At 67.8% G+C, this 24,786-nt stretch carries 38 protein-coding genes and 1 pseudogene; 37 read left to right on the top strand and 2 right to left on the bottom strand.

The features are described from left to right. Positions 1-195: 195 nt before the first annotated feature. The 33 genes and pseudogenes from ACJA3G_RS06245 (at position 196) to truA (ending at position 18,287) form a co-directional block, all read left to right on the top strand. Positions 196-423 carry a hypothetical protein gene (locus ACJA3G_RS06245; protein WP_406551850.1) on the top strand — a complete coding sequence of 76 codons (228 nt, stop codon included), beginning with the start codon at positions 196-198 and terminating at the stop codon, positions 421-423. 517 nt (positions 424-940) lie between these two features. Then, positions 941-1,249, top strand: a complete 309-nt coding sequence (gene rpsJ / locus ACJA3G_RS06240) for a 30S ribosomal protein S10 (RefSeq protein ID WP_003948644.1) — start codon at positions 941-943, stop codon at positions 1,247-1,249. A 14-nt stretch (positions 1,250-1,263) separates the two neighbouring features. Beyond that, positions 1,264-1,908, top strand: a complete 645-nt coding sequence (gene rplC, locus ACJA3G_RS06235; protein WP_067163147.1) for a 50S ribosomal protein L3 — start codon at positions 1,264-1,266, stop codon at positions 1,906-1,908. A gap of 7 nt (positions 1,909-1,915) precedes the next feature. Beyond that, positions 1,916-2,566 carry a 50S ribosomal protein L4 gene (gene rplD / locus ACJA3G_RS06230; protein ID WP_067163149.1) on the top strand — a complete coding sequence of 217 codons (651 nt, stop codon included), beginning with the start codon at positions 1,916-1,918 and terminating at the stop codon, positions 2,564-2,566. Further along, positions 2,563-2,883, top strand: coding sequence for a 50S ribosomal protein L23 (gene rplW, locus ACJA3G_RS06225; protein WP_358835988.1), 321 nt, complete (start codon positions 2,563-2,565; stop codon positions 2,881-2,883). Before rplD ends, rplW begins: the two co-directional genes overlap by 4 nt. 39 nt (positions 2,884-2,922) lie before the next feature. Beyond that, entirely contained in the window at positions 2,923-3,759 is an 837-nt protein-coding gene (rplB, locus tag ACJA3G_RS06220) for a 50S ribosomal protein L2 (RefSeq protein ID WP_101389600.1), read from the top strand. A 12-nt stretch (positions 3,760-3,771) separates the two neighbouring features. Next, positions 3,772-4,053 carry a 30S ribosomal protein S19 gene (gene rpsS / locus ACJA3G_RS06215; protein WP_067163154.1) on the top strand — a complete coding sequence of 94 codons (282 nt, stop codon included), beginning with the start codon at positions 3,772-3,774 and terminating at the stop codon, positions 4,051-4,053. Between the two features lie 41 nt (positions 4,054-4,094). Continuing rightward, entirely contained in the window at positions 4,095-4,442 is a 348-nt protein-coding gene (gene rplV, locus ACJA3G_RS06210) for a 50S ribosomal protein L22 (protein ID WP_004571827.1), read from the top strand. Beyond that, the gene (gene rpsC, locus ACJA3G_RS06205) at positions 4,442-5,284 is read left to right on the top strand and encodes a 30S ribosomal protein S3 (protein ID WP_358835979.1); all 843 of its coding nucleotides are present in this window, start codon (positions 4,442-4,444) and stop codon (positions 5,282-5,284) included. Before rplV ends, rpsC begins: the two co-directional genes overlap by 1 nt. Before the next feature lie 5 nt (positions 5,285-5,289). Then, a complete protein-coding gene (gene rplP / locus ACJA3G_RS06200; RefSeq protein WP_358835980.1) occupies positions 5,290-5,709 on the top strand; it encodes a 50S ribosomal protein L16 in 420 nt (139 codons plus the stop codon). After that, the gene (gene rpmC, locus ACJA3G_RS06195; RefSeq protein ID WP_067163159.1) at positions 5,709-5,933 is read left to right on the top strand and encodes a 50S ribosomal protein L29; all 225 of its coding nucleotides are present in this window, start codon (positions 5,709-5,711) and stop codon (positions 5,931-5,933) included. Before rplP ends, rpmC begins: the two co-directional genes overlap by 1 nt. Then, positions 5,933-6,217, top strand: a complete 285-nt coding sequence (gene rpsQ / locus ACJA3G_RS06190; protein ID WP_358835981.1) for a 30S ribosomal protein S17 — start codon at positions 5,933-5,935, stop codon at positions 6,215-6,217. The genes rpmC and rpsQ overlap by 1 nt, the downstream gene beginning before the upstream one ends. Positions 6,218-6,315: 98 nt before the next feature. Beyond that, positions 6,316-6,684, top strand: coding sequence for a 50S ribosomal protein L14 (gene rplN / locus ACJA3G_RS06185; protein ID WP_053727611.1), 369 nt, complete (start codon positions 6,316-6,318; stop codon positions 6,682-6,684). A 2-nt stretch (positions 6,685-6,686) separates the two neighbouring features. Beyond that, entirely contained in the window at positions 6,687-7,010 is a 324-nt protein-coding gene (gene rplX / locus ACJA3G_RS06180; RefSeq protein ID WP_067163164.1) for a 50S ribosomal protein L24, read from the top strand. Beyond that, complete coding sequence (rplE, locus tag ACJA3G_RS06175; protein WP_101389604.1) at positions 7,010-7,567, top strand: 50S ribosomal protein L5; 558 nt, start codon at positions 7,010-7,012, stop codon at positions 7,565-7,567. Before rplX ends, rplE begins: the two co-directional genes overlap by 1 nt. 5 nt (positions 7,568-7,572) lie before the next feature. Beyond that, the gene (locus ACJA3G_RS06170; RefSeq protein WP_004571834.1) at positions 7,573-7,758 is read left to right on the top strand and encodes a type Z 30S ribosomal protein S14; all 186 of its coding nucleotides are present in this window, start codon (positions 7,573-7,575) and stop codon (positions 7,756-7,758) included. 211 nt (positions 7,759-7,969) lie between these two features. Next, on the top strand, positions 7,970-8,368 hold the full coding sequence (gene rpsH / locus ACJA3G_RS06165) for a 30S ribosomal protein S8 (protein WP_067163170.1): 399 nt from the start codon (positions 7,970-7,972) through the stop codon (positions 8,366-8,368). A gap of 21 nt (positions 8,369-8,389) precedes the next feature. Next, positions 8,390-8,929 (top strand): 50S ribosomal protein L6, encoded by a 540-nt coding sequence (rplF, locus tag ACJA3G_RS06160; protein ID WP_406551849.1) that lies wholly within the window; start codon positions 8,390-8,392, stop codon positions 8,927-8,929. Positions 8,930-8,932: 3 nt separating this feature from the next. Next, positions 8,933-9,316 (top strand): 50S ribosomal protein L18, encoded by a 384-nt coding sequence (rplR, locus tag ACJA3G_RS06155; protein WP_067163175.1) that lies wholly within the window; start codon positions 8,933-8,935, stop codon positions 9,314-9,316. 46 nt (positions 9,317-9,362) lie between these two features. Continuing rightward, entirely contained in the window at positions 9,363-9,965 is a 603-nt protein-coding gene (rpsE, locus tag ACJA3G_RS06150) for a 30S ribosomal protein S5 (RefSeq protein ID WP_030214033.1), read from the top strand. Next, a complete protein-coding gene (gene rpmD / locus ACJA3G_RS06145) occupies positions 9,965-10,147 on the top strand; it encodes a 50S ribosomal protein L30 (protein ID WP_406551848.1) in 183 nt (60 codons plus the stop codon). Before rpsE ends, rpmD begins: the two co-directional genes overlap by 1 nt. A 1-nt stretch (position 10,148) precedes the next feature. Next, entirely contained in the window at positions 10,149-10,604 is a 456-nt protein-coding gene (gene rplO, locus ACJA3G_RS06140) for a 50S ribosomal protein L15 (RefSeq protein ID WP_358835985.1), read from the top strand. 216 nt (positions 10,605-10,820) lie between these two features. Then, positions 10,821-12,134, top strand: coding sequence for a preprotein translocase subunit SecY (secY, locus tag ACJA3G_RS06135; protein ID WP_358835986.1), 1,314 nt, complete (start codon positions 10,821-10,823; stop codon positions 12,132-12,134). Next, positions 12,134-12,793 carry an adenylate kinase gene (locus ACJA3G_RS06130; RefSeq protein ID WP_406551847.1) on the top strand — a complete coding sequence of 220 codons (660 nt, stop codon included), beginning with the start codon at positions 12,134-12,136 and terminating at the stop codon, positions 12,791-12,793. The genes secY and ACJA3G_RS06130 overlap by 1 nt, the downstream gene beginning before the upstream one ends. A gap of 129 nt (positions 12,794-12,922) precedes the next feature. Then, positions 12,923-13,768: a type I methionyl aminopeptidase gene (map, locus tag ACJA3G_RS06125; RefSeq protein WP_406551846.1), complete on the top strand. Its 846-nt coding sequence runs from the start codon at positions 12,923-12,925 to the stop codon at positions 13,766-13,768. A 126-nt stretch (positions 13,769-13,894) separates the two neighbouring features. Continuing rightward, a pseudogene (locus ACJA3G_RS06120) lies at positions 13,895-14,011 on the top strand (type I methionyl aminopeptidase); the annotation flags it as partial. Between the two features lie 140 nt (positions 14,012-14,151). Further along, positions 14,152-14,373 (top strand): translation initiation factor IF-1, encoded by a 222-nt coding sequence (infA, locus tag ACJA3G_RS06115; protein WP_003956442.1) that lies wholly within the window; start codon positions 14,152-14,154, stop codon positions 14,371-14,373. Between the two features lie 28 nt (positions 14,374-14,401). Beyond that, entirely contained in the window at positions 14,402-14,515 is a 114-nt protein-coding gene (rpmJ, locus tag ACJA3G_RS06110; RefSeq protein WP_003956441.1) for a 50S ribosomal protein L36, read from the top strand. 186 nt (positions 14,516-14,701) lie between these two features. Further along, positions 14,702-15,082, top strand: a complete 381-nt coding sequence (rpsM, locus tag ACJA3G_RS06105; protein WP_406551845.1) for a 30S ribosomal protein S13 — start codon at positions 14,702-14,704, stop codon at positions 15,080-15,082. A 66-nt stretch (positions 15,083-15,148) separates the two neighbouring features. After that, a complete protein-coding gene (gene rpsK / locus ACJA3G_RS06100) occupies positions 15,149-15,553 on the top strand; it encodes a 30S ribosomal protein S11 (protein WP_003956432.1) in 405 nt (134 codons plus the stop codon). 121 nt (positions 15,554-15,674) lie between these two features. After that, positions 15,675-16,697 (top strand): DNA-directed RNA polymerase subunit alpha, encoded by a 1,023-nt coding sequence (locus ACJA3G_RS06095; protein WP_010473911.1) that lies wholly within the window; start codon positions 15,675-15,677, stop codon positions 16,695-16,697. Between the two features lie 137 nt (positions 16,698-16,834). After that, positions 16,835-17,326: a 50S ribosomal protein L17 gene (rplQ, locus tag ACJA3G_RS06090; protein ID WP_406551844.1), complete on the top strand. Its 492-nt coding sequence runs from the start codon at positions 16,835-16,837 to the stop codon at positions 17,324-17,326. An 85-nt stretch (positions 17,327-17,411) separates the two neighbouring features. Then, entirely contained in the window at positions 17,412-18,287 is an 876-nt protein-coding gene (gene truA, locus ACJA3G_RS06085; RefSeq protein ID WP_406551843.1) for a tRNA pseudouridine(38-40) synthase TruA, read from the top strand. Between the two features lie 31 nt (positions 18,288-18,318). Here truA and ACJA3G_RS06080 read toward each other — a convergent pair whose 3' ends face one another. Continuing rightward, a complete protein-coding gene (locus ACJA3G_RS06080) occupies positions 18,319-19,173 on the bottom strand; it encodes a hypothetical protein (protein ID WP_406551842.1) in 855 nt (284 codons plus the stop codon). A gap of 56 nt (positions 19,174-19,229) precedes the next feature. On the opposite strand from ACJA3G_RS06080, the gene ACJA3G_RS06075 reads away from it, so the two are divergent. From ACJA3G_RS06075 to glmM, 4 genes are all read left to right on the top strand, one after another. Continuing rightward, positions 19,230-20,852, top strand: coding sequence for an ABC-F family ATP-binding cassette domain-containing protein (locus tag ACJA3G_RS06075; protein ID WP_406551841.1), 1,623 nt, complete (start codon positions 19,230-19,232; stop codon positions 20,850-20,852). A 309-nt stretch (positions 20,853-21,161) separates the two neighbouring features. Further along, positions 21,162-21,605 (top strand): 50S ribosomal protein L13, encoded by a 444-nt coding sequence (rplM, locus tag ACJA3G_RS06070; protein ID WP_329401285.1) that lies wholly within the window; start codon positions 21,162-21,164, stop codon positions 21,603-21,605. 47 nt (positions 21,606-21,652) lie between these two features. Then, entirely contained in the window at positions 21,653-22,171 is a 519-nt protein-coding gene (gene rpsI / locus ACJA3G_RS06065) for a 30S ribosomal protein S9 (RefSeq protein WP_358836279.1), read from the top strand. Positions 22,172-22,302: 131 nt separating this feature from the next. Beyond that, positions 22,303-23,661: a phosphoglucosamine mutase gene (gene glmM / locus ACJA3G_RS06060; RefSeq protein WP_406551840.1), complete on the top strand. Its 1,359-nt coding sequence runs from the start codon at positions 22,303-22,305 to the stop codon at positions 23,659-23,661. 100 nt (positions 23,662-23,761) lie between these two features. Here glmM and coaA read toward each other — a convergent pair whose 3' ends face one another. Beyond that, positions 23,762-24,751 (bottom strand): type I pantothenate kinase, encoded by a 990-nt coding sequence (gene coaA, locus ACJA3G_RS06055; RefSeq protein ID WP_406551839.1) that lies wholly within the window; start codon positions 24,749-24,751, stop codon positions 23,762-23,764. Positions 24,752-24,786: the final 35 nt, after the last annotated feature.

Below are 24,786 nucleotides of genomic sequence, written 5' to 3'. Positions count from 1 at the left end.
ATGCGAATACGGGGTTATGGGGATTGGGAGGGAATTGTTTGCCGGAATTCCTCTCGGACGTCATTCCGCATTCACCTGGGGAGCCGGATACCCCGATCCCTTCCGGGCCAGGTTCCTCCACGGGTGTGAGGCCGGTCACTTGCCGGGGTCCTGCAGCCGTGGTGAACAATCAGGTTCGCTTGGTCGGGAGGAGCGATGATCGAGATTGGCAAGGTCGGCTGGATCCGGTCCGGAGACGACGCCGGCAAATACGTGAAGGTGCAGGAGCTTCCCGACTCGCCGTCGAGCTTTTTGATTCTGCTGGCGTACGACTCGGGCTTCAGTCGCCGGTGCGGCGACTACTGGGTGGAGGACCGGGAGTCGCTCAAGGCGTTTTTCGACGAGGGGCAGTGGGTCGTGGAATGGGGCGGGCCGGGGCAGTGACGGCCCCGCCTCACCGGGGCCGCCCTGATGTGCTGGCAGAGCCTCCGGGGGCCGAGGCGCCCGGGGCGTGGCCCGCGCTGTCATCCGCCCTCGCCGCCCCGCCCAGTGCTCACCCCCATGTGACGTGGGGTACGATCCTCGGCTCGATTGGCCAGGGCCCGGCCGGGTGTGGCAGACTGTCGGGGTTGCTCGGTTGAGTGCCGATGCTGCGCGCCTCCCGCCGGGAGGACCGGAAGCGAGTCCCACAGTACTCGTCGCCCCATCTGTCGCCTGCGGCAGCGCTGAGGCGGACGTACGGGAATCTTCCGGGAAGTGTCAGCGGGGCTCCAGCCAGGCGCCCGGTGGGTGTTCTGCCCCCGTTCGCGAGGTCCACGGCCCGCATCCCCTTGGTTGGGAAATCCTTATGGGATTTCTGCGTAGAGGGAGTGCGACACGCCCGACCGCGTGGGTCGGAGGCGGAGGCCAACAGAACCCCCGGGTTCCAGAGCGTTACGAGACAAAGGACTACTAGGTAGCCATGGCGGGACAGAAGATCCGCATCCGGCTCAAGGCCTACGACCACGAGGTCATCGACTCCTCGGCGAAGAAGATCGTCGAGACGGTGACCCGCACTGGTGCGTCGGTCGCGGGCCCGGTGCCGCTGCCCACTGAGAAGAACGTGTACTGCGTCATCAAGTCGCCGCACAAGTACAAGGACTCTCGCGAGCACTTCGAGATGCGCACCCACAAGCGCCTCATCGACATCCTCGACCCCACGCCGAAGACGGTTGACTCGCTGATGCGCCTCGACCTCCCGGCCGGTGTCGACATCGAGATCAAGCTCTGAAGGGACGGGCCGAGATGAGCAAGAACATCAAGGGCGTCCTGGGCGAGAAGCTCGGCATGACGCAGGTGTGGGACGAGAACAACCGCGTTGTTCCGGTCACCGTCGTCAAGGCCGGGCCGTGCGTCGTGACGCAGGTTCGCACCAACGACGTCGACGGCTACGAGTCGGTCCAGATCGCCTTCGGCGAGATCGACCCGCGCAAGGTGAACAAGCCCCTCAAGGGCCACTTCGCCAAGGCCGACGTGACCCCGCGCCGCCACCTGGTGGAGCTCCGCACCCCTGACGCCAGCGAGTACACGCTGGGCCAGGAGATCACTGCCGAGGTGTTCGAGTCCGGCGTCAAGGTCGACGTCACGGGCAAGAGCAAGGGCAAGGGCTTCGCCGGTGTCATGAAGCGTCACAACTTCAAGGGCCTGGGCGCCGGTCACGGTACCCAGCGCAAGCACCGCTCGCCCGGTTCCATCGGTGGCTGCGCCACCCCTGGCCGTGTGTTCAAGGGCCTCCGCATGGCGGGTCGCATGGGCAACGAGCGTGTGACCACCCAGAACCTGACCGTCCACGCCGTTGACGCCGAGAAGGGTCTGCTGCTCATCAAGGGCGCCGTCCCCGGCCCCAACGGTGGCCTCGTCCTGGTCCGCACCGCGGCCAAGGGGGTTTGAGGAACCGATGAGCACCATTGACATCCTTTCGCCTGCGGGCGACAAGGCCGGGACCGTCGAGCTCCCCGCGGAGATCTTCGACGCCAAGACCAGCGTTCCGCTGATCCACCAGGTCGTCGTCGCTCAGCTCGCGGCTGCCCGCCAGGGCACGCACAAGACCAAGACCCGCGGTGAAGTCCGTGGTGGTGGCAAGAAGCCTTACCGCCAGAAGGGCACCGGCCGCGCCCGTCAGGGTTCGACCCGCGCGCCGCAGTTCGCCGGCGGTGGCGTCGTCCACGGCCCGCAGCCGCGTGACTACTCGCAGCGCACCCCGAAGAAGATGAAGGCCGCCGCCCTGCGCGGTGCCCTCTCGGACCGGGCGCGCCACAGCCGTATCCACGTCGTCACCGGCGTGGTCGACGGTGCGGTGTCCACCAAGGCCGCCAAGACGCTGTTCGGCAAGATCTCGGAGCGCAAGAACCTGCTCCTGGTCGTCGACCGCGCCGACGAGGCCGCGTGGCTGTCCGCCCGCAACCTGCCCCAGGTGCACATCCTGGAGCCGGGCCAGCTGAACACGTACGACGTGATCGTCTCCGACGACGTGGTCTTCACTCAGGCCGCCTTCGAGTCCTTCGTGTCTGGCCCCCAGACCGCTGAGACCGAAGGGAGCGACGCCTGATGTCGGCGACCGTTACCAGCAAGACCTTCACGGACCCGCGCGACCTGCTGATCAAGCCGGTCGTCTCCGAGAAGAGCTACGCGCTGCTGGACGAGAACAAGTACACGTTCATCGTCGCGCCCGGCGCCAACAAGACCCAGATCAAGCAGGCCGTCGAGGCGGTCTTCTCGGTCAAGGTCACCGGGGTCAACACGATCAACCGTCAGGGTAAGCGCAAGCGCACCAAGACCGGTTTCGGCAAGCGCGCCGACACGAAGCGCGCCATCGTGACCCTCGCTGAGGGCGACCGTATCGACATCTTCGGCCAGGCCTCCTAACGGAGCGCCCTGGTCCGAATATCGGACGAGGACTGAGAAATGGGTATCCGCAAGTACAAGCCGACGACTCCGGGCCGTCGTGGCTCCAGCGTCGCCGACTTTGTCGAGATCACGCGGTCCACGCCGGAGAAGTCGCTGGTCCGCCCCCTGCACAGCAAGGGCGGCCGTAACAACACCGGTCGTGTGACCGTCCGCCACCAGGGCGGTGGCCACAAGCGCGCCTACCGAGTGATCGACTTCCGTCGTCACGACAAGGACGGCGTGCCGGCGAAGGTCGCTCACATCGAGTACGACCCCAACCGCACCGCGCGCATCGCGCTCCTGCACTACGCGGACGGCGAGAAGCGCTACATCATCGCCCCCCGTGGCCTGAGCCAGGGCGACCGTGTCGAGAACGGCCCGGCCGCCGACATCAAGCCCGGTAACAACCTGGCGCTGCGCAACATCCCGGTCGGTACGACCATCCACGCCATCGAGCTGCGGCCCGGCGGCGGCGCGAAGTTCGCCCGTTCCGCGGGTGCCTCCGTGCAGCTGCTGGCGAAGGAGGGCACGATGGCCCACCTTCGTATGCCGTCCGGCGAGATCCGGCTGGTCGACGCCCGCTGCCGCGCCACGATCGGCGAGGTCGGCAACGCCGAGCAGTCGAACATCAACTGGGGCAAGGCCGGCCGTATGCGCTGGAAGGGCGTTCGCCCGACCGTCCGCGGTGTCGCGATGAACCCGGTTGACCACCCGCACGGTGGTGGTGAGGGCAAGACCTCCGGTGGTCGCCACCCGGTCTCGCCGTGGGGTCAGAAGGAGGGTCGTACTCGCTCGCCGAAGAAGGCATCGAGCAAGTACATCGTCCGCCGCCGCAAGACGAACAAGAAGCGCTAGGAGCGGGTTTAGATGCCGCGCAGTCTCAAGAAGGGGCCCTTCGTCGACGGACACCTCATCAAGAAGGTGGACGTACAGAACGAGGCAGGCACCAAGAACGTCATCAAGACCTGGTCCCGTCGCTCGATGATCATCCCCAGCATGCTGGGCCACACGATCGCGGTGCACAACGGCAAGACCCACGTCCCGGTGTTCGTCACCGAGTCGATGGTCGGCCACAAGCTCGGTGAGTTCTCGCCGACTCGCACCTTCCGCGGCCACGTCAAGGACGACCGGAAGTCGAAGCGCCGCTAACGCGGGGTGGAACGACTATGACTTACACCGAAGGGACAACCATGGAAGCCAGGGCCCAGGCGCGGTACATCCGCGTCACGCCCATGAAGGCCCGCCGCGTGGTGGACCTCATCCGTGGCATGGATGCCACGGAGGCTCAGGCGGTCCTGCGTTTCGCCCCGCAGGCCGCGAGCGTGCCGGTTGGCAAGGTGCTGGACAGCGCCATTGCCAACGCTGCACACAACTACGACCACACCGACGCCTCTTCGCTGGTCATCAGCGAGGCGTACGTGGACGAGGGCCCGACCCTGAAGCGGTTCCGTCCGCGTGCTCAGGGCCGTGCCTACCGGATCCGTAAGCGGACCAGCCACATCACCGTGGTCGTCAGCAGCAAGGAAGGAACCCGGTAATGGGCCAGAAGGTAAACCCGCACGGGTTCCGGCTCGGCATTACCACGGACTTCAAGTCCCGGTGGTACGCCGACAAGCTGTACAAGGACTACGTCAAGGAAGACGTCGCCATCCGTCGGATGATGACGTCCGGCATGGAGCGCGCCGGCATCTCGAAGGTGGAGATCGAGCGCACCCGTGACCGCGTGCGTGTGGACATCCACACCGCTCGTCCGGGCATCGTCATCGGCCGCCGTGGCGCCGAGGCCGACCGCATCCGCGGCGACCTCGAGAAGCTCACGGGCAAGCAGGTCCAGCTGAACATCCTCGAGGTCAAGAACCCCGAGATGGACGCTCAGCTGGTCGCGCAGGCCGTCGCCGAGCAGCTCTCCTCCCGCGTCTCCTTCCGTCGTGCCATGCGCAAGAGCATGCAGGGCACGATGAAGGCCGGCGCCAAGGGCATCAAGATCCAGTGTGGTGGCCGTCTCGGCGGCGCCGAGATGTCCCGCTCGGAGTTCTACCGCGAGGGCCGTGTGCCCCTGCACACGCTCCGCGCGAACGTGGACTACGGCTTCTTCGAGGCCAAGACGACCTTCGGCCGCATCGGCGTGAAGGTCTGGATCTACAAGGGCGATGTCAAGAACATCGCCGAGGTCCGCGCCGAGAACGCAGCGGCCCGTGCGGGTAACCGCCCGGCCCGTGGTGGCGCCAACGACCGTCCGGCCGGTGGCCGCGGTGGTCGTGGCGGCGAGCGTGGCGGTCGCGGCCGCAAGCCGCAGCAGGCTGCGCCGGCTGCCGAGGCCCCCAAGGCCGAGGCTCCCGCCGCCGCCGCTCCGGCTGAGAGCACCGGAACGGAGGCCTGACCGAAATGCTGATCCCCCGTAGGGTCAAGCACCGCAAGCAGCACCACCCCAAGCGCCGCGGTATGGCCAAGGGTGGTACGACGGTTGCGTTCGGCGAGTACGGCATTCAGGCCCTCACGCCGGCTTACGTGACCAACCGCCAGATCGAGGCGGCTCGTATCGCGATGACCCGCCACATCAAGCGTGGCGGCAAGGTCTGGATCAACATCTACCCGGACCGCCCGCTCACGAAGAAGCCCGCCGAGACCCGCATGGGTTCCGGTAAGGGTTCCCCCGAGTGGTGGGTCGCGAACGTTCACCCGGGCCGGGTGATGTTCGAGCTGTCCTACCCGAACGAGAAGATTGCTCGTGAGGCGCTCACCCGCGCTGCTCACAAGCTTCCGATGAAGTGCCGGATCGTTCGGCGCGAGGCAGGTGAGTCGTGATGTCGGCCGGTACCAAGGCGTCCGAGCTGCGCGAACTGGGCAACGAGGAGCTTGTTGCCAAGCTCAGCGAGGCCAAGGAAGAGCTGTTCAACCTCCGCTTCCAGGCGGCGACCGGCCAGCTCGAGAACCACGGTCGGCTCAAGTCCGTCCGTAAGGACATCGCCCGGATCTACACCCTGATGCGCGAGCGCGAGCTGGGCATCGAGACGGTGGAGAGCGCCTGATGAGCGAGAAGAATGTGACTGAGACGACTGAAGCGCGCGGTTTCCGCAAGACCCGTGAGGGTCTGGTCGTCAGCGACAAGATGGACAAGACCGTCGTCGTCGCTGTCGAGGACCGCGTGAAGCACGCGCTGTACGGCAAGGTCATCCGCCGTACGAACAAGCTCAAGGCGCACGACGAGCAGAACGCTGCCGGCGTCGGCGACCGCGTCCTCATCATGGAGACGCGTCCGCTGTCGGCGACCAAGCGCTGGCGCATCGTCGAGATCCTCGAGAAGGCCAAGTAATTTCCTGAGCTTTCGCTCAGGATCAGTTCCGCCAGGCTCGGTCGGGGCTTGAGAGATCAGGCCCCGGCCGGGAACCGGCAGACGATCAGGAGATAGACGTGATCCAGCAGGAGTCGCGACTGCGTGTCGCCGACAACACTGGTGCCAAGGAGATCCTTTGCATCCGTGTTCTCGGTGGCTCCGGTCGCCGCTACGCGGGCATCGGTGACGTCATTGTCGCCACCGTCAAGGACGCGATCCCCGGTGGCAACGTGAAGAAGGGCGACGTCGTCAAGGCTGTCGTCGTGCGCACCGTCAAGGAGCGTCGTCGTCAGGACGGCTCGTACATCCGCTTCGACGAGAACGCGGCCGTCATCCTCAAGAACGATGGCGACCCCCGCGGCACCCGCATCTTCGGCCCGGTGGGCCGGGAGCTGCGCGAGAAGAAGTTCATGAAGATCATCTCGCTCGCGCCGGAGGTGCTGTAAGCATGAAGATCAAGAAGGGCGACCTGGTCCAGGTCATCACCGGTAAGGACAAGGGCAAGCAGGGCAAGGTCATCGCGGCCTTCCCCCGCGAGGACCGCGTCCTGGTCGAGGGTGTCAACCGGGTCAAGAAGCACACGAAGGCCGGCCAGACCGCTCGCGGTTCGCAGACCGGCGGCATCGTGACCACCGAGGCCCCGATCCACGTGAGCAACGTTCAGCTCGTCGTGGAGAAGGACGGCAACAAGGTCGTCACGCGTGTCGGTTACCGCTTCGACGACGAGGGCAACAAGGTTCGCGTTGCCAAGCGGACGGGTGAGGACATCTGATGGCTACCACCACCACTCCGCGTCTCAAGACGAAGTACCGCGAGGAGATCGCGGGCAAGCTGCGTGAGGAGTTCTCGTACGAGAACGTCATGCAGATCCCCGGCCTCGTCAAGGTCGTCGTCAACATGGGTGTGGGCGACGCCGCCCGCGACTCCAAGCTGATCGACGGCGCCATCCGCGACCTGACCACGATCACCGGCCAGAAGCCGGCCGTGACGAAGGCCCGGAAGTCCATCGCGCAGTTCAAGCTGCGTGAGGGTCAGCCGATCGGCTGCCACGTCACCCTCCGTGGTGACCGTATGTGGGAGTTCCTGGACCGTACGCTGTCGCTCGCGCTGCCGCGTATCCGTGACTTCCGTGGTCTGTCGCCGAAGCAGTTCGACGGCCGTGGCAACTACACCTTCGGTCTCACGGAGCAGGTCATGTTCCACGAGATCGACCAGGACAAGATCGACCGTACCCGGGGTATGGACATCACCGTGGTCACCACGGCGACCAACGACGAAGAGGGCCGTGCGCTCCTCCGTCACCTCGGCTTCCCGTTCAAGGAGGCGTAAGCGAGATGGCGAAGAAGGCTCTCATCGCGAAGGCTGCCCGTAAGCCCAAGTTCGCTGTGCGCGCGTACACCCGCTGCCAGCGTTGTGGCCGGCCGCACTCCGTGTACCGCAAGTTCGGCCTGTGCCGCGTCTGCCTTCGTGAGATGGCTCACCGTGGCGAGCTGCCGGGCGTGACCAAGAGCTCCTGGTAAACCCCGTTATTCGGGTTTTTCCGGAGTCTCTCGGTAAGTAAAGGGTGGGCGGAGGCCCCTCCCTCCATGGCTTAGGCTAGGAGGGTTGGGCGTCCGCCGCCCAGACGACTTACTACGCCGTAGGTCCCCGCACCGCACCCGTCCCGCCCATGAGTGGGGAGAGGGATGGCGCATACAGGAAACCCCGGCGAGAGAGGCCGAAGGCCAATTCATGACCATGACTGACCCCATCGCAGACATGCTCACTCGTCTGCGTAACGCTAACTCGGCGTACCACGACACCGTCGTGATGCCGCACAGCAAGATCAAGTCGCACATCGCGGAGATCCTCCAGCAGGAGGGCTTCATCACCGGCTGGAAGGTCGAGGACGCCGAGGTCGGCAAGAACCTCGTCCTCGAGCTGAAGTTCGGCCCGAACCGCGAGCGCTCCATCGCCGGCATCAAGCGGATCTCGAAGCCGGGTCTGCGCGTGTACGCGAAGTCCACCAACCTGCCGAAGGTCCTCGGCGGCCTGGGCGTGGCGATCATCTCCACGTCCCACGGTCTCCTGACCGGTCAGCAGGCAGGCAAGAAGGGCGTGGGTGGGGAAGTCCTCGCCTACGTCTGGTAGTCGGGAAAGGAAGGAAAGCTCATGTCGCGTATCGGCAAGCTCCCCATTCCGGTTCCCGCTGGTGTGGACGTCACCATCGACGGCCGCACGGTCAGCGTGAAGGGCCCCAAGGGCACCCTCTCGCACACCGTTGCCGCGCCGATCGAGATTGTTAAGGGCGAGGACGGCGTTCTCAACGTCACCCGTCCCAACGACGAGCGTCAGAACAAGGCCCTGCACGGCCTGTCCCGCACGCTGGTGGCGAACATGATCACCGGCGTGACCCAGGGATACGTCAAGGCGCTCGAGATCAGTGGTGTCGGTTACCGCGTCCAGGCGAAGGGCTCCAACCTGGAGTTCGCGCTCGGATACAGCCACCCGATCACCATCGAGGCCCCCGAAGGCATCACCTTCAAGGTCGAGACGCCCACGAAGTTCTCGGTCGAGGGCATCGACAAGCAGAAGGTCGGCGAGGTCGCGGCGAACATCCGCAAGCTGCGGAAGCCCGACCCGTACAAGGCCAAGGGCGTCAAGTACGCCGGCGAGGTCATCCGCCGCAAGGTCGGAAAGGCTGGTAAGTAAGCCATGGCATACGGTGTGAAGATCGCCAAGGGCGACGCTTACAAGCGTGCGGCCAAGGCGCGCCGCCACGTCCGCATCCGCAAGCACGTGTCGGGTACGGCGGAGCGTCCGCGCCTCGTCGTGACGCGTTCCAACCGCGGCATCACCGCTCAGGTCATCGACGACATCAAGGGTCACACCCTGGCGTCGGCGTCGAACCTGGACGCGTCGATCCGTGGTGGCGAGGGCGACAAGTCCGCGCAGGCCAAGTCGGTCGGGGCCCTGGTCGCCGAGCGCGCCAAGGCCGCCGGTGTCGAAGCCGTCGTGTTCGACCGTGGTGGCAACAGGTACGCCGGGCGCATTGCCGCTCTGGCTGACGCCGCCCGCGAAGCCGGGCTGAAGTTCTAAGCCCCGGTTCCGGGACTAACGGACGTAACAGAGAGAGGTAAATCCAATGGCTGGACCCCAGCGCCGCGGAAGCGGTGCCGGTGGCGGCGAGCGGCGGGACCGGAAGGGTCGCGACGGTGGCGCTGCCGCCGAGAAGACCGCCTACGTTGAGCGCGTTGTCGCGATCAACCGCGTTGCCAAGGTTGTCAAGGGTGGTCGCCGCTTCAGCTTCACCGCGCTGGTCGTGGTGGGCGACGGTGACGGCACCGTAGGTGTCGGTTACGGCAAGGCCAAGGAAGTTCCCGCGGCCATCGCCAAGGGTGTCGAGGAAGCCAAGAAGAACTTCTTCAAGGTTCCCCGCATCCAGGGCACCATCCCGCACCCCATCACGGGTGAGCGTGCCGCGGGCGTCGTGCTGCTGAAGCCGGCGTCCCCCGGTACCGGTGTTATCGCCGGTGGCCCGGTGCGCGCCGTCCTGGAGTGCGCCGGCGTTCACGACATCCTGTCGAAGTCGCTCGGCTCCTCCAACGCGATCAACATCGTGCACGCGACCGTGGCGGCCCTCAAGGGCCTGCAGCGTCCCGAGGAGATCGCGGCCCGCCGCGGTCTGCCCCTCGAGGACGTCGCCCCCGCGGCTCTGCTTCGTGCGCGTGCCGGGGCGGGTGCGTAATGGCCCGTCTCAAGATCACGCAGACGAAGTCGTACATCGGCAGCAAGCAGAACCACCGCGACACCCTGCGTTCGCTTGGTCTCAAGCGCATGAACGACACGGTTGTCAAGGAGGACCGCCCCGAGTTCCGCGGAATGGTTCACACCGTCCGCCACCTCGTGACGGTTGAGGAGGTCGACTGACATGGCGGAGAACAAGCCGCTGAAGGCCCACGACCTCCGTCCCGCCCCGGGCGCCAAGACCGCCAAGACCCGTGTGGGTCGTGGTGAGGCGTCGAAGGGTAAGACGGCCGGCCGTGGTACCAAGGGTACGAAGGCCCGTTACCAGGTTCCGGAGCGCTTCGAGGGTGGCCAGATGCCCCTCCACATGCGTCTTCCGAAGCTGAAGGGCTTCAAGAACCCGTTCCGCACCGAGTACCAGGTCGTGAACCTGGACAAGCTCGGCGCCCTCTACCCCGAGGGTGGCGAAGTCACCGTTGCCGACCTGGTCGCCAAGGGTGCCGTGCGCAAGAACAGCCTCGTCAAGGTCCTGGGCCAGGGCGAGATCTCCGTGGCGCTGCAGGTGACGGTCGACGCCGTCTCCGGCTCCGCCAAGGAGAAGATTGCCGCCGCCGGCGGCACCGTCACCGAGCTCGTCTGAGACAGCTCGTTGGCCTGAACATCCGACCGGGGATGCCCTCTCATATGGGGCATCCCCGGTTGGTCGTTCCTAGGGGGGCAGGGTCGCCGGTAAGGTGGCGTGCACTGTCTAAGTTTCCGTGCGGTATGCCGTCCGGTTCCTCTGACTCATTCGTATTCGTCGATCCTCAAGACCGTCACCTCTTGCGCACCTGGCGCGGGGGTCGCAGGAGGCACCGTGCTCACCGCGTTCGCCCAGGCGTTCAAGACGCCTGACCTGCGCAAGAAGCTGCTCTTCACGCTCGGCATCATCGTGCTCTACCGGATGGGGACGCACGTCCCGATCCCGGGTGTGAGCTACAAGAACGTTCAGATCTGTGTCGACCAGGCCCAGCAGGGCAACAGCCTCTTCGGCCTGGTGAACATGTTCAGCGGCGGCGCGCTGCTGCAGATCACGATCTTCGCGCTGGGCATCATGCCGTACATCACGGCGAGCATCATCCTGCAGCTGCTGACCGTGGTGATCCCGCGCCTGGAAGCCCTCAAGAAGGAGGGCCAGGCAGGCACGGCCAAGATCACGCAGTACACGCGTTACCTGACGGTCGCCCTGGCGATCCTCCAGGGCACCGGCCTGGTGGCCACCGCCCGCTCGGGTGCGCTGTTCAGCGGCTGCCAGGTCGCCAGCGAGATCGTGCCCAACCGGTCGATCTTCACCACCATCACGATGGTCATCACCATGACCGCCGGCACCGCCGCCGTCATGTGGCTCGGTGAGCTCATCACCGACCGCGGCATCGGCAACGGCATGTCGATCCTGATGTTCATCTCGATCGCCTCCAGCTTCCCCACGTCGCTGTGGGCCATCAAGAAGCAGGGGCACCTGGCCCAGGGCTGGATCGAGTTCGGCACCGTCATCCTGGTCGGCCTGGTCATGGTCGCCCTGGTGGTCTTCGTCGAGCAGGCCCAGCGCCGTATTCCGGTGCAGTACGCGAAGCGCATGATCGGCCGCCGTTCCTACGGCGGCACCTCGACCTACATTCCGCTGAAGGTCAACCAGGCGGGTGTGATTCCCGTCATCTTCGCGTCCTCGCTGCTCTACATTCCCGCACTGGTCGTGCAGTTCTCGAACTCGACCGCGGGCTGGGCCACCTGGATCAAGGACAACTTCGTCAAGGGCGACCACCCGTACTACATCATCAGCTACTTCCTGTTGATCGTGTTCTTCGCCTTCTTCTATGTGGCGATCTCGTTCAACCCCGAGGAAGTCGCCGACAACATGAAGAAGTATGGTGGCTTCATCCCGGGCATCCGGGCTGGTCGACCTACTGCTGAGTACCTGAGCTACGTGCTCAACCGGATCACCTGGCCGGGGTCGCTGTATCTGGGACTGATCGCGCTCGTACCGACGATGGCGTTGGTGATCTTCGGGGCCAACCAGAGCTTCCCGCTGGGCGGGACAAGCATCCTCATCATCGTGGGTGTGGGTCTGGAGACCGTGAAGCAGATCGAGAGCCAGCTCCAGCAGCGCAATTACGAAGGGTTCCTCCGCTGATGCGAATCGTCCTCGTCGGGCCGCCCGGTGCCGGCAAGGGAACGCAGGCCGCGTTCCTCGCCAAGAACCTCGGGATCCCGCACATCTCCACGGGCGACCTCTTCCGTGCCAACATCAGCCAGGGCACGGACCTGGGCAAGCAGGCCAAGGCGTACATGGACGCGGGCAACCTGGTGCCCGACGAGGTCACCATCGGGATGGCCAAGGACCGCATGGCGCAGCCGGACGCGCAGAGCGGTTTCCTGCTCGACGGCTTCCCGCGCAACGTGGTGCAGGCCGAGGCCCTCGACGAGGCGCTCAAGACGGACGGCGTGCGGCTCGACGCCGTCCTGGACCTCGAAGTGCCCGAGGACGAGGTCGTGAAGCGGATCGCCGGCCGGCGCATCTGCCGCACCGACTCCGCGCACGTCTTCCACGTCGCCTACAACGCGCCGAAGACCGAGGGTGTCTGCGACATCTGCGGCGGCGAGCTGTACCAGCGCGGTGACGACACCGAGGCCACCGTCCGCAAGCGCCTTGAGGTCTACCACAACGAGACCGAGCCGATCATCGACTACTACCGGGCCCAGGGCCTGGTCGTGACGATCTCGGCGCTCGGCAAGGTCGACGAGGTCACGGAGCGCGCGATGCACGCTCTGAAGGCCGAGAAGACGGCCTGACGTTTCTCCGTACGCGGTTCACGGCCGCGGTGCCCCTCAGGGGGCGCCGCGGCCGTCGCCGTGTGCGGGTCCGGCGGGCCGTATCGTTGACGTATCCCCGTATCCGTACTCAGAAAGGCGTCAGCCGCCATGGTGGAGATCAAGACCCCCGAGCAGATCGCGAAGATGCGCGAGGCGGGGCTGGTCGTCGCCGCCATCCACGCGGCGACCCGTGAGGCCGCGGTGCCCGGTGCCACGACGAGGGACCTGGACGAGGTCGCCCGCAAGGTGATCGCCGAGCACGGCGCCAAGTCGAACTTCCTGGGGTACGGCGGCTTCCCCGCCACCATCTGCACCTCCGTCAACGAGGTCGTCGTCCACGGCATCCCGGACGAGAAGACCGTCCTGAAGGACGGTGACGTCATCTCCATCGACGCGGGCGCGATCGTCGACGGCTGGCACGGCGACGCGGCCTTCACCGCCTTCGTCGGCTCCGGTCACGCCCCGGAGCTGATCGAGCTCTCGCGGGTCACCGAGGAGTCGATGTGGGCCGGGATCGCGGCGGTGAAGAAGGGGAACCGCCTGGTGGACGTCTCCCGGGCGATCGAGAGCTACATCCGCCGCCAGCCGCGTCCGCCGAAGGGCAAGTACGGGATCATCGAGGAGTACGGCGGCCACGGCATCGGCTCCGAGATGCACATGGACCCCCACCTCCTGAACTACGTGGACAAGCGGCGCCTGCTCGGCCGCCACAACCCGAAGCTGGTCCCCGGCTTCTGCCTGGCCATCGAGCCGATGGTGTCGCTCGGCACCCCGCGCACGGAGGTCCTGGAGGACGACTGGACGGTCATCACCACGGACGGGACCTGGTCCTCGCACTGGGAGCACTCGGTGGCGCTGACCGAGGCGGGCCCGATCGTGCTGACGTCCCCGGACTGCGGCAGGGCGAAGCTGGCGGAGTACGGCGTCACCACGGCCCCGGACCCGCTGGGCTGAGCCCGCGGGGGTGCTGTCGGCCGACCGGCCCGGGCGACGAACGCCGGTCGGAGGCCGGCGCAGCCGCTCGAAGCCCGTGAGGCGCCCCTGGCGCCGAGCCCGCGAGGGCGGCGTCGAGAAGAGGCCGGGACCTGGTCCTCGCACTGGGAGCACTCGGTGGCGCTGACCGAGGCGGGCCCGATCGTGCGCCCCGGACCCGCTGGGCTGAGTGGTGGTCCGACCCGCCCCGGGTTGTCCGCTTAACGATCTACGCTAGAGGGCAAACTTCCCTGATTCGTCTTTTCGGGTGCCCTGACGTAGACTGATGCGTCGGCTCTCGTGTATCAGTGTGTCCGCACACGATCGCGGGAGTCGATCAAGGTAGCCGATTCGAAAGGCGAAGCGTGGCCAAGAAGCAAGGTGCCATCGAAATCGAGGGCACCGTGATCGAGTCCCTCCCGAACGCCATGTTCAAGGTGGAGCTCCAGAACGGTCACAAAGTCCTCGCGCACATCAGCGGCAAGATGCGGATGCACTACATCCGTATCCTCCCCGATGACCGGGTCGTGGTGGAGCTCTCTCCGTACGACCTGACGCGTGGCCGGATCGTCTACCGGTACAAGTAGATCTCACGACCCGGAGAACCTGAATCCCATGAAGGTCAAGCCGAGCGTCAAGAAGATCTGCGACAAGTGCAAGGTGATCCGCCGTCACGGCCGGGTCATGGTCATCTGCGACAACCTGCGCCACAAGCAGCGCCAGGGCTGACGCACGCCGACCGACCTGCCTTTACGCAGTTCTTCGCGCGACGCACGTAAACGTACATACGCAGAGCCCGCCCAGCCCAGACAGGGTCGGCGACACCTCCGGCGGGGGCCGGGGACCCGATCCGTACCTAGTACGGCGGTCGGGAGCGGTTCTGCGGAAGACCCCCGAACACACAGGAGCCATTGAATGGCACGCGTTTCCGGTGTTGACATCCCGCGCGAAAAGCGCGTGGAGATCGCACTCACCTACGTCTTCGGTGTCGGTCGCACCCGGTCCCAGGAAATCCTGGCGGCCACCGGTGTGAACCCGAACACCCGCGTTCGTGACCTGGCCGAAGAGGACCTGGTCAAGATCCGCGAGTACGTGGACGCCAACCTCCGCACCGAGGGTGACCTCCGCCGCGAGATCCAGGCCGACATCCGCCGCAAGGTCGAGATCGGCTGCTACCAGGGTCTGCGTCACCGTCGTGGCCTTCCGGTCCACGGCCAGCGCACCAGCACGAACGCCCGTACCCGCAAGGGCCCGCGTCGCGCGATCGCCGGCAAGAAGAAGCCGGGCAAGAAGTAGTCCTCAGCCGGACGCTTACTCAGCGGTCTTCGCTGTAGGACCGACCACCTCCCGTAGGAGATATAGATGCCCCCCAAGGGTCGTCAGGGCGCTGCCAAGAAGGTGCGCCGCAAGGAAAAGAAGAACGTCGCTCACGGCCACGCGCACATCAAGAGCACGTTCAACAACACGATCGTCTCGATCACGGACCCCTCGGGCAACGTGATCTCCTGGGCGTCCGCCGGCCACGTCGGCTTCAAGGGCTCCCGCAAGTCGACTCCGTTCGCCGCGCAGATGGCCGCCGAGTCGGCCGCCCGCCGCGCGCAGGAGCACGGCATGCGCAAGGTCGACGTCTTCGTCAAGGGTCCCGGCTCCGGCCGTGAGACCGCGATCCGCTCCCTCCAGGCCACCGGCCTCGAGGTCGGCTCGATCCAGGACGTCACCCCGACGCCGCACAACGGCTGCCGTCCGCCCAAGCGCCGCCGCGTCTGACGCACGGTTGCTGGACTGAGGTTCTCGGGCGGCAGAACCCCCTCGTGGGGTGCTGTCGCCCGTACCCTTGTAGTACCTGTCGGGCGTCAAATAGTGGGCGCCCCCGACTGAAGGAACACACATGCTTATCGCTCAGCGTCCTTCGCTGACCGAAGAGGTCGTCGACGAGTACCGCTCGCGGTTCGTGATCGAGCCGCTGGAGCCGGGCTTCGGCTACACCCTCGGCAACTCGCTCCGCCGCACCCTCCTCTCCTCGATCCCGGGCGCCGCTGTCACCAGCATCCGGATCGACGGCGTTCTGCACGAGTTCACCACCGTGCCGGGCGTCAAGGAGGACGTGACCGACCTCATCCTCAACATCAAGCAGCTGGTCGTCTCCTCGGAGCACGACGAGCCGGTCGTGATGTACCTGCGCAAGCAGGGCCCGGGCCTGGTCACCGCCGCCGACATCGCGCCCCCGGCCGGTGTCGAGGTGCACAACCCGGACCTCGTCCTCGCCACGCTCAACGGCAAGGGCAAGCTGGAGATGGAGCTGACCGTCGAGCGCGGTCGCGGCTACGTCTCCGCCGTGCAGAACAAGCAGCTGGGCCAGGAGATCGGCCGTATCCCGGTCGACTCCATCTACTCCCCGGTGCTCAAGGTCACGTACAAGGTCGAGGCGACCCGTGTCGAGCAGCGCACCGACTTCGACAAGCTGATCGTCGATGTCGAGACCAAGCAGGCCATGCGTCCGCGTGACGCCATGGCGTCGGCCGGCAAGACCCTGGTCGAGCTGTTCGGTCTGGCGCGCGAGCTCAACATCGACGCCGAGGGCATCGACATGGGCCCGTCCCCGACGGACGCCGCCCTGGCCGCCGATCTCGCCCTGCCGATCGAGGAGCTGGAGCTCACCGTTCGGTCGTACAACTGCCTCAAGCGCGAGGGCATCCACTCCGTGGGTGAGCTCGTCGCCCGCTCCGAGGCCGACCTGCTCGACATCCGCAACTTCGGTGCGAAGTCGATCGACGAGGTCAAGGCGAAGCTGGCCGGTATGGGCCTCGCCCTGAAGGACTCGCCGCCCGGATTCGACCCGACCGCCGCGGCGGACGCCTTCGGCGCGGACGACGACGCGGATGCCGGCTTCGTCGAGACCGAGCAGTACTAAGAGCTCGGGACCGACCACCGCTTCCTTCCGGGAGCGCCCCTCCGGGGGCTGCTCCCGGATCTCCGACAGGTAACCGCCTGCTCGGACACTGACATCGGTACCTCGTACGGCCGGTGCAGATCACTAGGAGAATCACCATGCCGCGTCCCGCAAAGGGTGCCCGTCTGGGCGGCAGCGCCGCGCACGAGAAGCTGCTCCTCGCCAACCTGGCGAAGTCGCTCTTCGAGCACGGTCGCATCACCACGACCGAGGCCAAGGCCCGCCGCCTGCGTCCGGTCGCCGAGCGCCTGATCACCAAGGCGAAGAAGGGCGACATCCACAACCGTCGCCTGGTGCTGCAGACGATCACCGACAAGGGCATCGTCCACACCCTCTTCACCGAGATCGCGCCGCGCTACTCGGAGCGTCCGGGTGGTTACACCCGTATCACCAAGATCGGCAACCGCCGTGGTGACAACGCGCCGATGGCCGTGATCGAGCTGGTCGAGGGCGAGATCGCCAAGAAGGCGACCGTCGCCGAGGCCGAGGCCGCCACCAAGCGCGCCGTCAAGGAGGCCGACGAGGCCAAGGGCGCCGAGGCGACCGAGGCCGAGGACGCCGCTCCGGCGGAGGAGTCGAAGGACGCGTAAGCGTTCCGCAGACCGACGGACGGGTCCGTTCCCCCTGGGGGACGGGCCCGTTCCGTTTTCCCGCCGCTCTGAGAGGATTCTGTTCGTGAGTGATGAGGTGGAGCCCGGCCTGGTCCGGGTGCGGCTGGACCTGAGCTACGACGGCAAGGACTTCTCCGGCTGGGCCAAGCAGCCCAGCGGCCGGCGGACCGTCCAGGGCGAGATCGAGAACGCGCTGCGGACGGTGGCCCGGTCGTCGCGGACGTACGACCTCACCGTCGCGGGGCGTACCGACGCGGGCGTCCACGCGCGCGGGCAGGTCGCCCACGTCGACCTGCCGGAGGAGGTCTGGGCCGAGCACCGCGAGAAGCTGCTGCGGCGGCTCGCGGGGCTGCTCGCGCACGACGTGCGGATCTGGCGGGTCGCCGAGGCCCCCAGCGGCTTCAACGCGCGTTTCTCCGCGATCTGGCGGCGGTACGCCTACCGGGTGACCGACAACCCCGGCGGTGTCGACCCGCTGCTGCGCGGCCATGTGCTGTGGCACGACTGGGAGTTGGACGTCGAGGCGATGAACGCCGCCTCGGTCGCGCTGCTCGGCGAGCACGACTTCGCCGCGTACTGCAAGAAGCGCGAGGGTGCCACCACCATCCGTACCCTCCAGGAGCTCTCCTGGGTGCGGGGCGAGGACGGGATCGTCACCGCGACCGTCCGCGCCGACGCCTTCTGCCACAACATGGTGCGCTCGCTGGTGGGCGCGCTGCTGTACGTGGGGGACGGGCACCGGGGTGTGGAGTGGCCGGGGAAGGTGCTGGCCGCGGCGGTGCGGGACTCGTCCGTGCACGTGGTCAAGCCGCACGGGCTGACCCTGGAGGAGGTCGGCTACCCCGCCGACGAGCTGCTGGCCGCGCGCAGCCGCGAGGCACGCAACATGCGGACGCTGCCGGGTTCCGCGGGGGCGGATGCCGGGGCCGGCTGCTGCTGAGGGGCCGCCCCCGGGGCCGGTTCGCCGTCGTCTAGGCGGGCGGCGCCGTCGCGGCGGCCTGGGCCTGGGCCTCGCCCCGGGCGACGATCTGACGGAACGTGAACTCCGCCAGGTCGTCGCCCGCCGCGAAGGCGTTCTTGTCGCCCTTGGTGACGCTTCTGCCGTCGGTGTAGCCGCTGATGCCGAAGTAGGCGTACCGGCCGTAGGAGTTGGACGTGTTGCGGCAGACGGCGTGGCCGCCGTCGCAGAAGCCGGGGACGCCGGAGCCCGCGAGCGGGGCGAGGCCGATGCCCGCCTGCTGCTTGGCCCGCAGCGCCTTCGCCTCGGTCTCGAAGGTGGCCACGCCGATCGTCACGGCGACGCCGTCCCGGACGTAGGTGGCCCGGATGACCTGGTCGCAGCCGTTGGCCGTGAGGACCGAGCCGAGCGAGCCGCGGGTGGCTGCGGCGCAGTCCGTGGTGCGGGCGGTGGCGCCCTTGGTGTAGGTGCGGTCGCCCATCTTCAGCGTCCTGCCCGGGAAGAGCGTGTCGGCGCTCAGCGGCGCCTTGTCCTTCTTGGCGCTGGATATGAAGTCGTGCGGGTTGGGCGGGGGCGGCGGGGCCACCGAGGAGAACGACGGCTGCGGCTCGGCCGTGCCGCTGGGCAGGGTCTGGGCGGAGGGCAGCTCGCTGGGGGACTTCCCGTCGGCGCTGTCCTTGGAGTCACCGGTGCTCACGATGGCCGTGGCGACGATCGCCACCACCGCCGCCGTGGCCAGCGCGCCGCCGCCGATCAGCAGCCAGCGCTTCTTGCGTCCGCGCGCGGCGGCCTCGTCGGCGAGCGCCGCCCAGTCAGGTGTGCCGTTGTCCCCCGGGCCCCATGCGGGACCCCCTTGCCCAAAGCTCATGGCGCGCATCCTAATTCGATTGTGAGCACGAGTACGGGGTGGGCGACAATCCGCCTATGGGACATGTAGAGGCCGCACACCTGGAGTACTACCTGCCGGACGGGCGGGTCCTGCTCGCCGACGCGTCGTTCCGGGTGGGGGAGGGCGCGGTGGTGGCCCTGGTCGGGGCGAACGGCGCCGGCAAGACGACCCTGCTGCGGATGATCTCCGGTGAGCTCCAGCCGCACGGCGGGACCGTCTCCGTGGGCGGCGGGCTCGGTGTGATGCCGCAGTTCGTGGGCTCGGTGCGGGACGACACGACCGTACGGGACCTGCTGGTGTCGGTCGCGCAGCCCAGGATCCGGGCGGCGGCGAAGGCCGTGGACGAGGCCGAGCACCTGATCATGACGGTGGACGACGAGTCCGCGCAGATGAGGTACGCGCAGGCGCTCTCCGACTGGGCGGACGTGCGGGGGTACGAGGCGGAGACCCTGTGGGACGTCTGCACGACGGCCGCGCTCGGCGTCCCCTACGACAAGGCCCAGTTCCGCGAGGTGCGCACGCTCTCCGGCGGTGAGCAGAAGCGGCTCGTGCTGGAGGCGCTGCTGCGCGGCTCCGACGAGGTGCTGCTGCTCGACGAGCCGGACAACTATCTGGACGTACCCGGCAAGCGGTGGCTGGAGGACCAGCTGCGGGCCACCCGCAAGACGGTGCTGTTCATCTCGCACGACCGGGAGCTGCTCTCCCGCGCCGCCCAGAAGATCATCGCGGTGGAGCCCGGGGTCGACGGCTCCGACGTGTGGGTGCACGGCGGCGGCTTCGACACCTTCCACGCCGCCCGCAAGGAGCGGTTCGCCCGCTTCGAGGAGCTCAAGCGGCGCTGGGAGGAGAAGCACGCCCAGCTGAAGAAGCTGGTGGTCTCGTTGCGGCAGGCGGCCTCGGTCAGCCACGAGCTGGCCTCGCGGTACGCGGCGGCGCAGACGCGGCTGAGGAAGTTCGAGGAGGCCGGGCCGCCGCCGGAGCCGCCGCGCGAGCAGGAGATCACCATGCGGCTGCGTGGTGGCCGTACCGGGATACGGGCCGTGACCTGCGAGAACCTTGAGCTGACCGGGCTGATGAGGCCGTTCTCGCTGGAGATCTTCTACGGCGAGCGGGTGGCGGTGCTGGGGTCGAACGGCTCGGGGAAGTCCCACTTCCTGCGGCTGCTGGCGGGGGACGCCTCGGTGGCCCACACGGGGCTGTGGAAGCTGGGGGCGCGGGTGGTGCCCGGCCACTTCGCGCAGACGCACGCGCATCCCGAGCTGCTCGGGAGCACGCTCGTCGACATCCTGTGGACGGAGCACGCCAAGGACCGGGGCGGGGCGATGTCGGTGCTGCGCCGGTACGAGCTGGAGCGCCAGGGGGACCAGGCCTTCGAGAGGCTCTCCGGCGGGCAGCAGGCGCGCTTCCAGATCCTCCTGCTGGAGCTGGCGGGGACGACGGCGCTGCTCCTGGACGAGCCGACGGACAACCTCGACCTGGAGTCGGCGGAGGCGCTCCAGGACGGGCTGGAGGCGTACGAGGGGACGGTGGTGGCCGTCACCCACGACCGCTGGTTCGCCCGCGCCTTCGACCGCTACCTGGTGTTCGGCTCGGACGGGGTGGTGCGGGAGACGGCGGAGCCGGTGTGGGACGAGCGACGGGTGGAGCGGGTGCGGTAGGGGTTTTCCTTCGTCGGCGGGCCGTGGTGGGTTGCTCGCGCAGTTCCCCGCGCCCCTTGCGGGCTCGGCTCCGCCGTCGCCGAACGGCGCGGTTTTGACCCGTGAGGGGGAGCGTGGGTATTCTTCTGGTTCGTTATGCGTATTGGCTTGGTCGTTCTCACGCGAGGGGCCATTACGTAGGTTCTCTGGAGCAGTTACCAGTGGCTCGCATACGGGCAGCGTCCCCGGCACTGTGAGCCCAAGCTGCATGATCGCTTCAGGGTGCAATGTGTCTGGACCCCATCCACTGAAGAAGCGAAGGCTACGACCGTGCGTACGTACAGCCCCAAGCCCGGCGACATCACTCGCCAGTGGCACGTCATTGACGCCCAGGACGTCGTCCTGGGCCGTCTCGCGACGACCGCTGCGAACCTCCTCCGGGGCAAGCACAAGCCCGTCTATGCGCCCCACATGGACATGGGTGACTTCGTCATCATCATCAACGCCGACAAGGTTCACCTGTCCGGCAACAAGCGTGAGCAGAAGCTGGCCTACCGCCACTCCGGCTACCCGGGCGGTCTCCGCTCCGTGCGCTACGACGACCTCCTGGCGAACAACCCGGAGAAGGCCGTCGAGAAGGCCATCCGGGGCATGATCCCCAAGAACACCCTGGGCCGTCAGATGCTCTCGAAGCTGAAGGTCTACTCGGGCGACCAGCACCCCCACGCTGCCCAGCAGCCGGTGCCGTTCGAGATCACCCAGGTCGCGCAGTAGTTCCGGCCACCACACCCCCTAAGACAGAAAAGAATCTGAGGAGCATCGTGGCCGAGACCACTGTCGAGACCCCCGTCGAGGGCGAAGAGACCTACGCGGAGGTCACCACCTTCGAGTCCGAGGTCCCCGTCGAGGGCGAGTACACCACCGAGTCCCTGGCGTCCCGCTTCGGCGACCCGCAGCCGGCCGCCGGCCTGGGCCGTCGCAAGAACGCCATCGCCCGCGTCCGGATCGTCCCGGGCACCGGCAAGTGGAAGATCAACGGGCGTACGCTCGAGGACTACTTCCCGAACAAGGTCCACCAGCAGGAAGTCAACGAGCCCTTCAAGGTGCTCGAGCTCGACAACCGCTACGACGTCATCGCCCGTATCTCGGGTGGCGGCGTGTCCGGCCAGGCCGGCGCCCTGCGCCTCGGCGTGGCCCGTGCGCTGAACGAGGCGGACGTCGAGAACAACCGCCCGGCGCTGAAGAAGGCCGGCTTCCTCTCCCGCGACGACCGCGCGGTCGAGCGCAAGAAGGCCGGTCTCAAGAAGGCCCGCAAGGCCCCGCAGTACAGCAAGCGCTAAACCGCGCCTGCCGCCTGTACGGCTCTCGTCCGCCCCGGCAGCACTCCTGGTGCTGCCGGGGCGGCGTTGTTTTTGACACCAGTGGTGGGGCGCCCGGGTGCGGCGCCGGTGGATCTCAATGGAGGACAGCAGTGGGACGACTCTTCGGCACGGACGGTGTACGCGGCGTGGCCAACGCCGATCTGACGGCCGAGCTCGCGCTCGGCCTCTCGGTCGCGGCGGCTCACGTACTGGCCGAGGCGGGTACCTTCGCGGGCCACCGGCCCACCGCGGTGGTCGGGCGCGACCCCCGCGCGTCCGGGGAGTTCCTGGAGGCCGCGGTCGTCGCGGGCCTCGCGAGCGCCGGCGTCGACGTGCTGCGCGTCGGCGTGCTGCCGACCCCGGCCGTGGCGTATCTCACCGGCGCGCTCGGCGCGGACCTCGGTGTGATGCTCTCCGCCAGCCACAACGCCATGCCCGACAACGGCATCAAGTTCTTCGCGCGCGGCGGCCACAAGCTCGCCGACGAGCTGGAGGACCGGATCGAGCGCGTCTACGACCAGCACCGCACGGGCGAGCCGTGGCAGCGCCCGACCGGCGCCGGCGTCGGCCGGGTCCGCGCGTACAAGGAGGGCTTCGACAAGTACGTCGCCCACCTCATCGGCGTGCTGCCCAACCGCCTCGACGGTCTGAAGGTCGTCCTGGACGAGGCGCACGGCGCCGCCGCCCGGGTCTCGCCCGAGGCGTTCACCCGGGCCGGGGCCGAGGTCGTCACGATCGGTGCCGAGCCGGACGGGCTCAACATCAACGACGGCTGCGGCTCGACCCACCTCGACCTGCTGAAGGCGGCCGTCGTCGAGCACGGCGCCGACCTCGGCATCGCGCACGACGGCGACGCGGACCGCTGCCTGGCCGTGGACGCGCAGGGCGACGAGGTCGACGGCGACCAGATCCTCGCCGTGCTCGCGCTCGCCATGCGCGAGGCGGGCACCCTGCGGGGCGACGCCGTCGTGGGCACGGTGATGTCCAACCTCGGCTTCAAGATCGCCATGGAGCGCGAGGGCCTCCAGGTGGTCCAGACGGGCGTCGGCGACCGCTATGTGCTGGAGTCGATGAAGGAGCACGGCTACGCGCTGGGCGGCGAGCAGTCCGGCCACGTGATCATCCTCGACCACGCGACCACCGGCGACGGCACCCTCACCGGTCTGATGCTGGCGGCCCGGGTCGCCGCGACCGGCCGCACCCTGGCCGACCTCGCGGGCGTCATGGAGCGTCTGCCGCAGGTCCTGGTCAACGTGCCGGACGTGGACAAGTCCCGCGTCGCCACCTCGGCCGAGCTGACCGCCGCGGTCACCGAGGCCGAGCGCGAGCTGGGCTCCACCGGCCGGGTGCTGCTGCGCCCCTCGGGCACCGAGCCGCTGGTGCGCGTGATGGTCGAGGCCGCCGACATCGACCAGGCGCGGTCGGTGGCGGGCCGCCTGGCGGACGTCGTGAAGTCGGCCCTGGGCTAGGACCGGGCGCGTACCTTCGTACGCACATGTGCTCAACGAGCGGGCCCGCCGGGGGAGTTCCCCGGCGGGCCCGCTCGTTCTTGTGCCGTCCGTCCGGGCGTCAGAGCTTGCGCAGGGACAGCTTCTGGACCTTGTGGTCGGGGCCCTTGCGCACGACCAGGGTGGCGCGCCCGCGGGTCGGGGCCACGTTCTCCACCAGGTTGGGCCGGTTGATGGTCCGCCAGGCGGTGCGCGCGTAGTCGAGCGCCTCCTCCTCGGAGACCTGCGTGTACTTGCGGAAGTACGAGGACGGGTCCTGGAACGCCGTCTCGCGCAGCTTGCGGAAACGGTTCAGGTACCAGGTCTCGATGTCCTCGGCCCGGGCGTCCACGTACACGCTGAAGTCGAAGTAGTCGGCGAGACCGACCCGGGTGCGGCCGTCCTGGCCGGGCAGGGCGGGCTGGAGGACGTTGAGGCCCTCCACGATGAGGATGTCCGGGCGGCGCACGGTGAGCAGCTCGCCGGGCACCCGGTCGTAGATCAGGTGGGAGTAGACGGGCGCGGTGACCTCGTCCTTGCCCGCCTTGATGTCGGCGACGAAGCGGGTCAGCGCGCGCCGGTCGTACGACTCGGGGAACCCCTTGCGCGACATCAGGCCGCGCCGCTGGAGCTCGGCCATCGGATAGAGGAAGCCGTCGGTGGTGACCCGCTCCACGCGCGGGTGCTCGGGCCAGCGGGCCAGCATCGCCTGGAGCAGGCGGGCCACCGTGGACTTGCCGACGGCGACCGACCCGGCCACTCCTATGACGAACGGGGTGCCGCGCTGGGCGCTGTGGCCGTTGCCGGACCCGCCCAGGAACGTGTTGAGGGCGCCGCGCAGCTCGGAGGTGGCCTGTACGTAGAGGTTGAGCAGCTGGGACAGCGGCAGATAGACGTCCCGTACCTCGTCGAGGTCGATGACGTCACCGAGGCCGCGCAGTCGTTCCAGCTCCTCGGCGGTCAGCGGAAGGGGCGACTTGTCCCGCAGCGCGCTCCACTCGCTGCGGGTCAGGTCGACGTAGGGAGTCGAGTCCGCCCGGCGTTGGGCGCTGCGTGGCGGCGAAGTGATCACAGCCCCATTGTCGTGGCTGGCGGCCCGGTGTGGGG

The organism is Streptomyces sp. YS-3 (genome assembly GCF_045257485.1).
GTDB lineage: Bacteria > Actinomycetota > Actinomycetes > Streptomycetales > Streptomycetaceae > Streptomyces.
The sequence above is the reverse complement of the archived record's forward strand: the minus strand, read 5'-3'. Positions and strand labels throughout refer to the sequence as shown.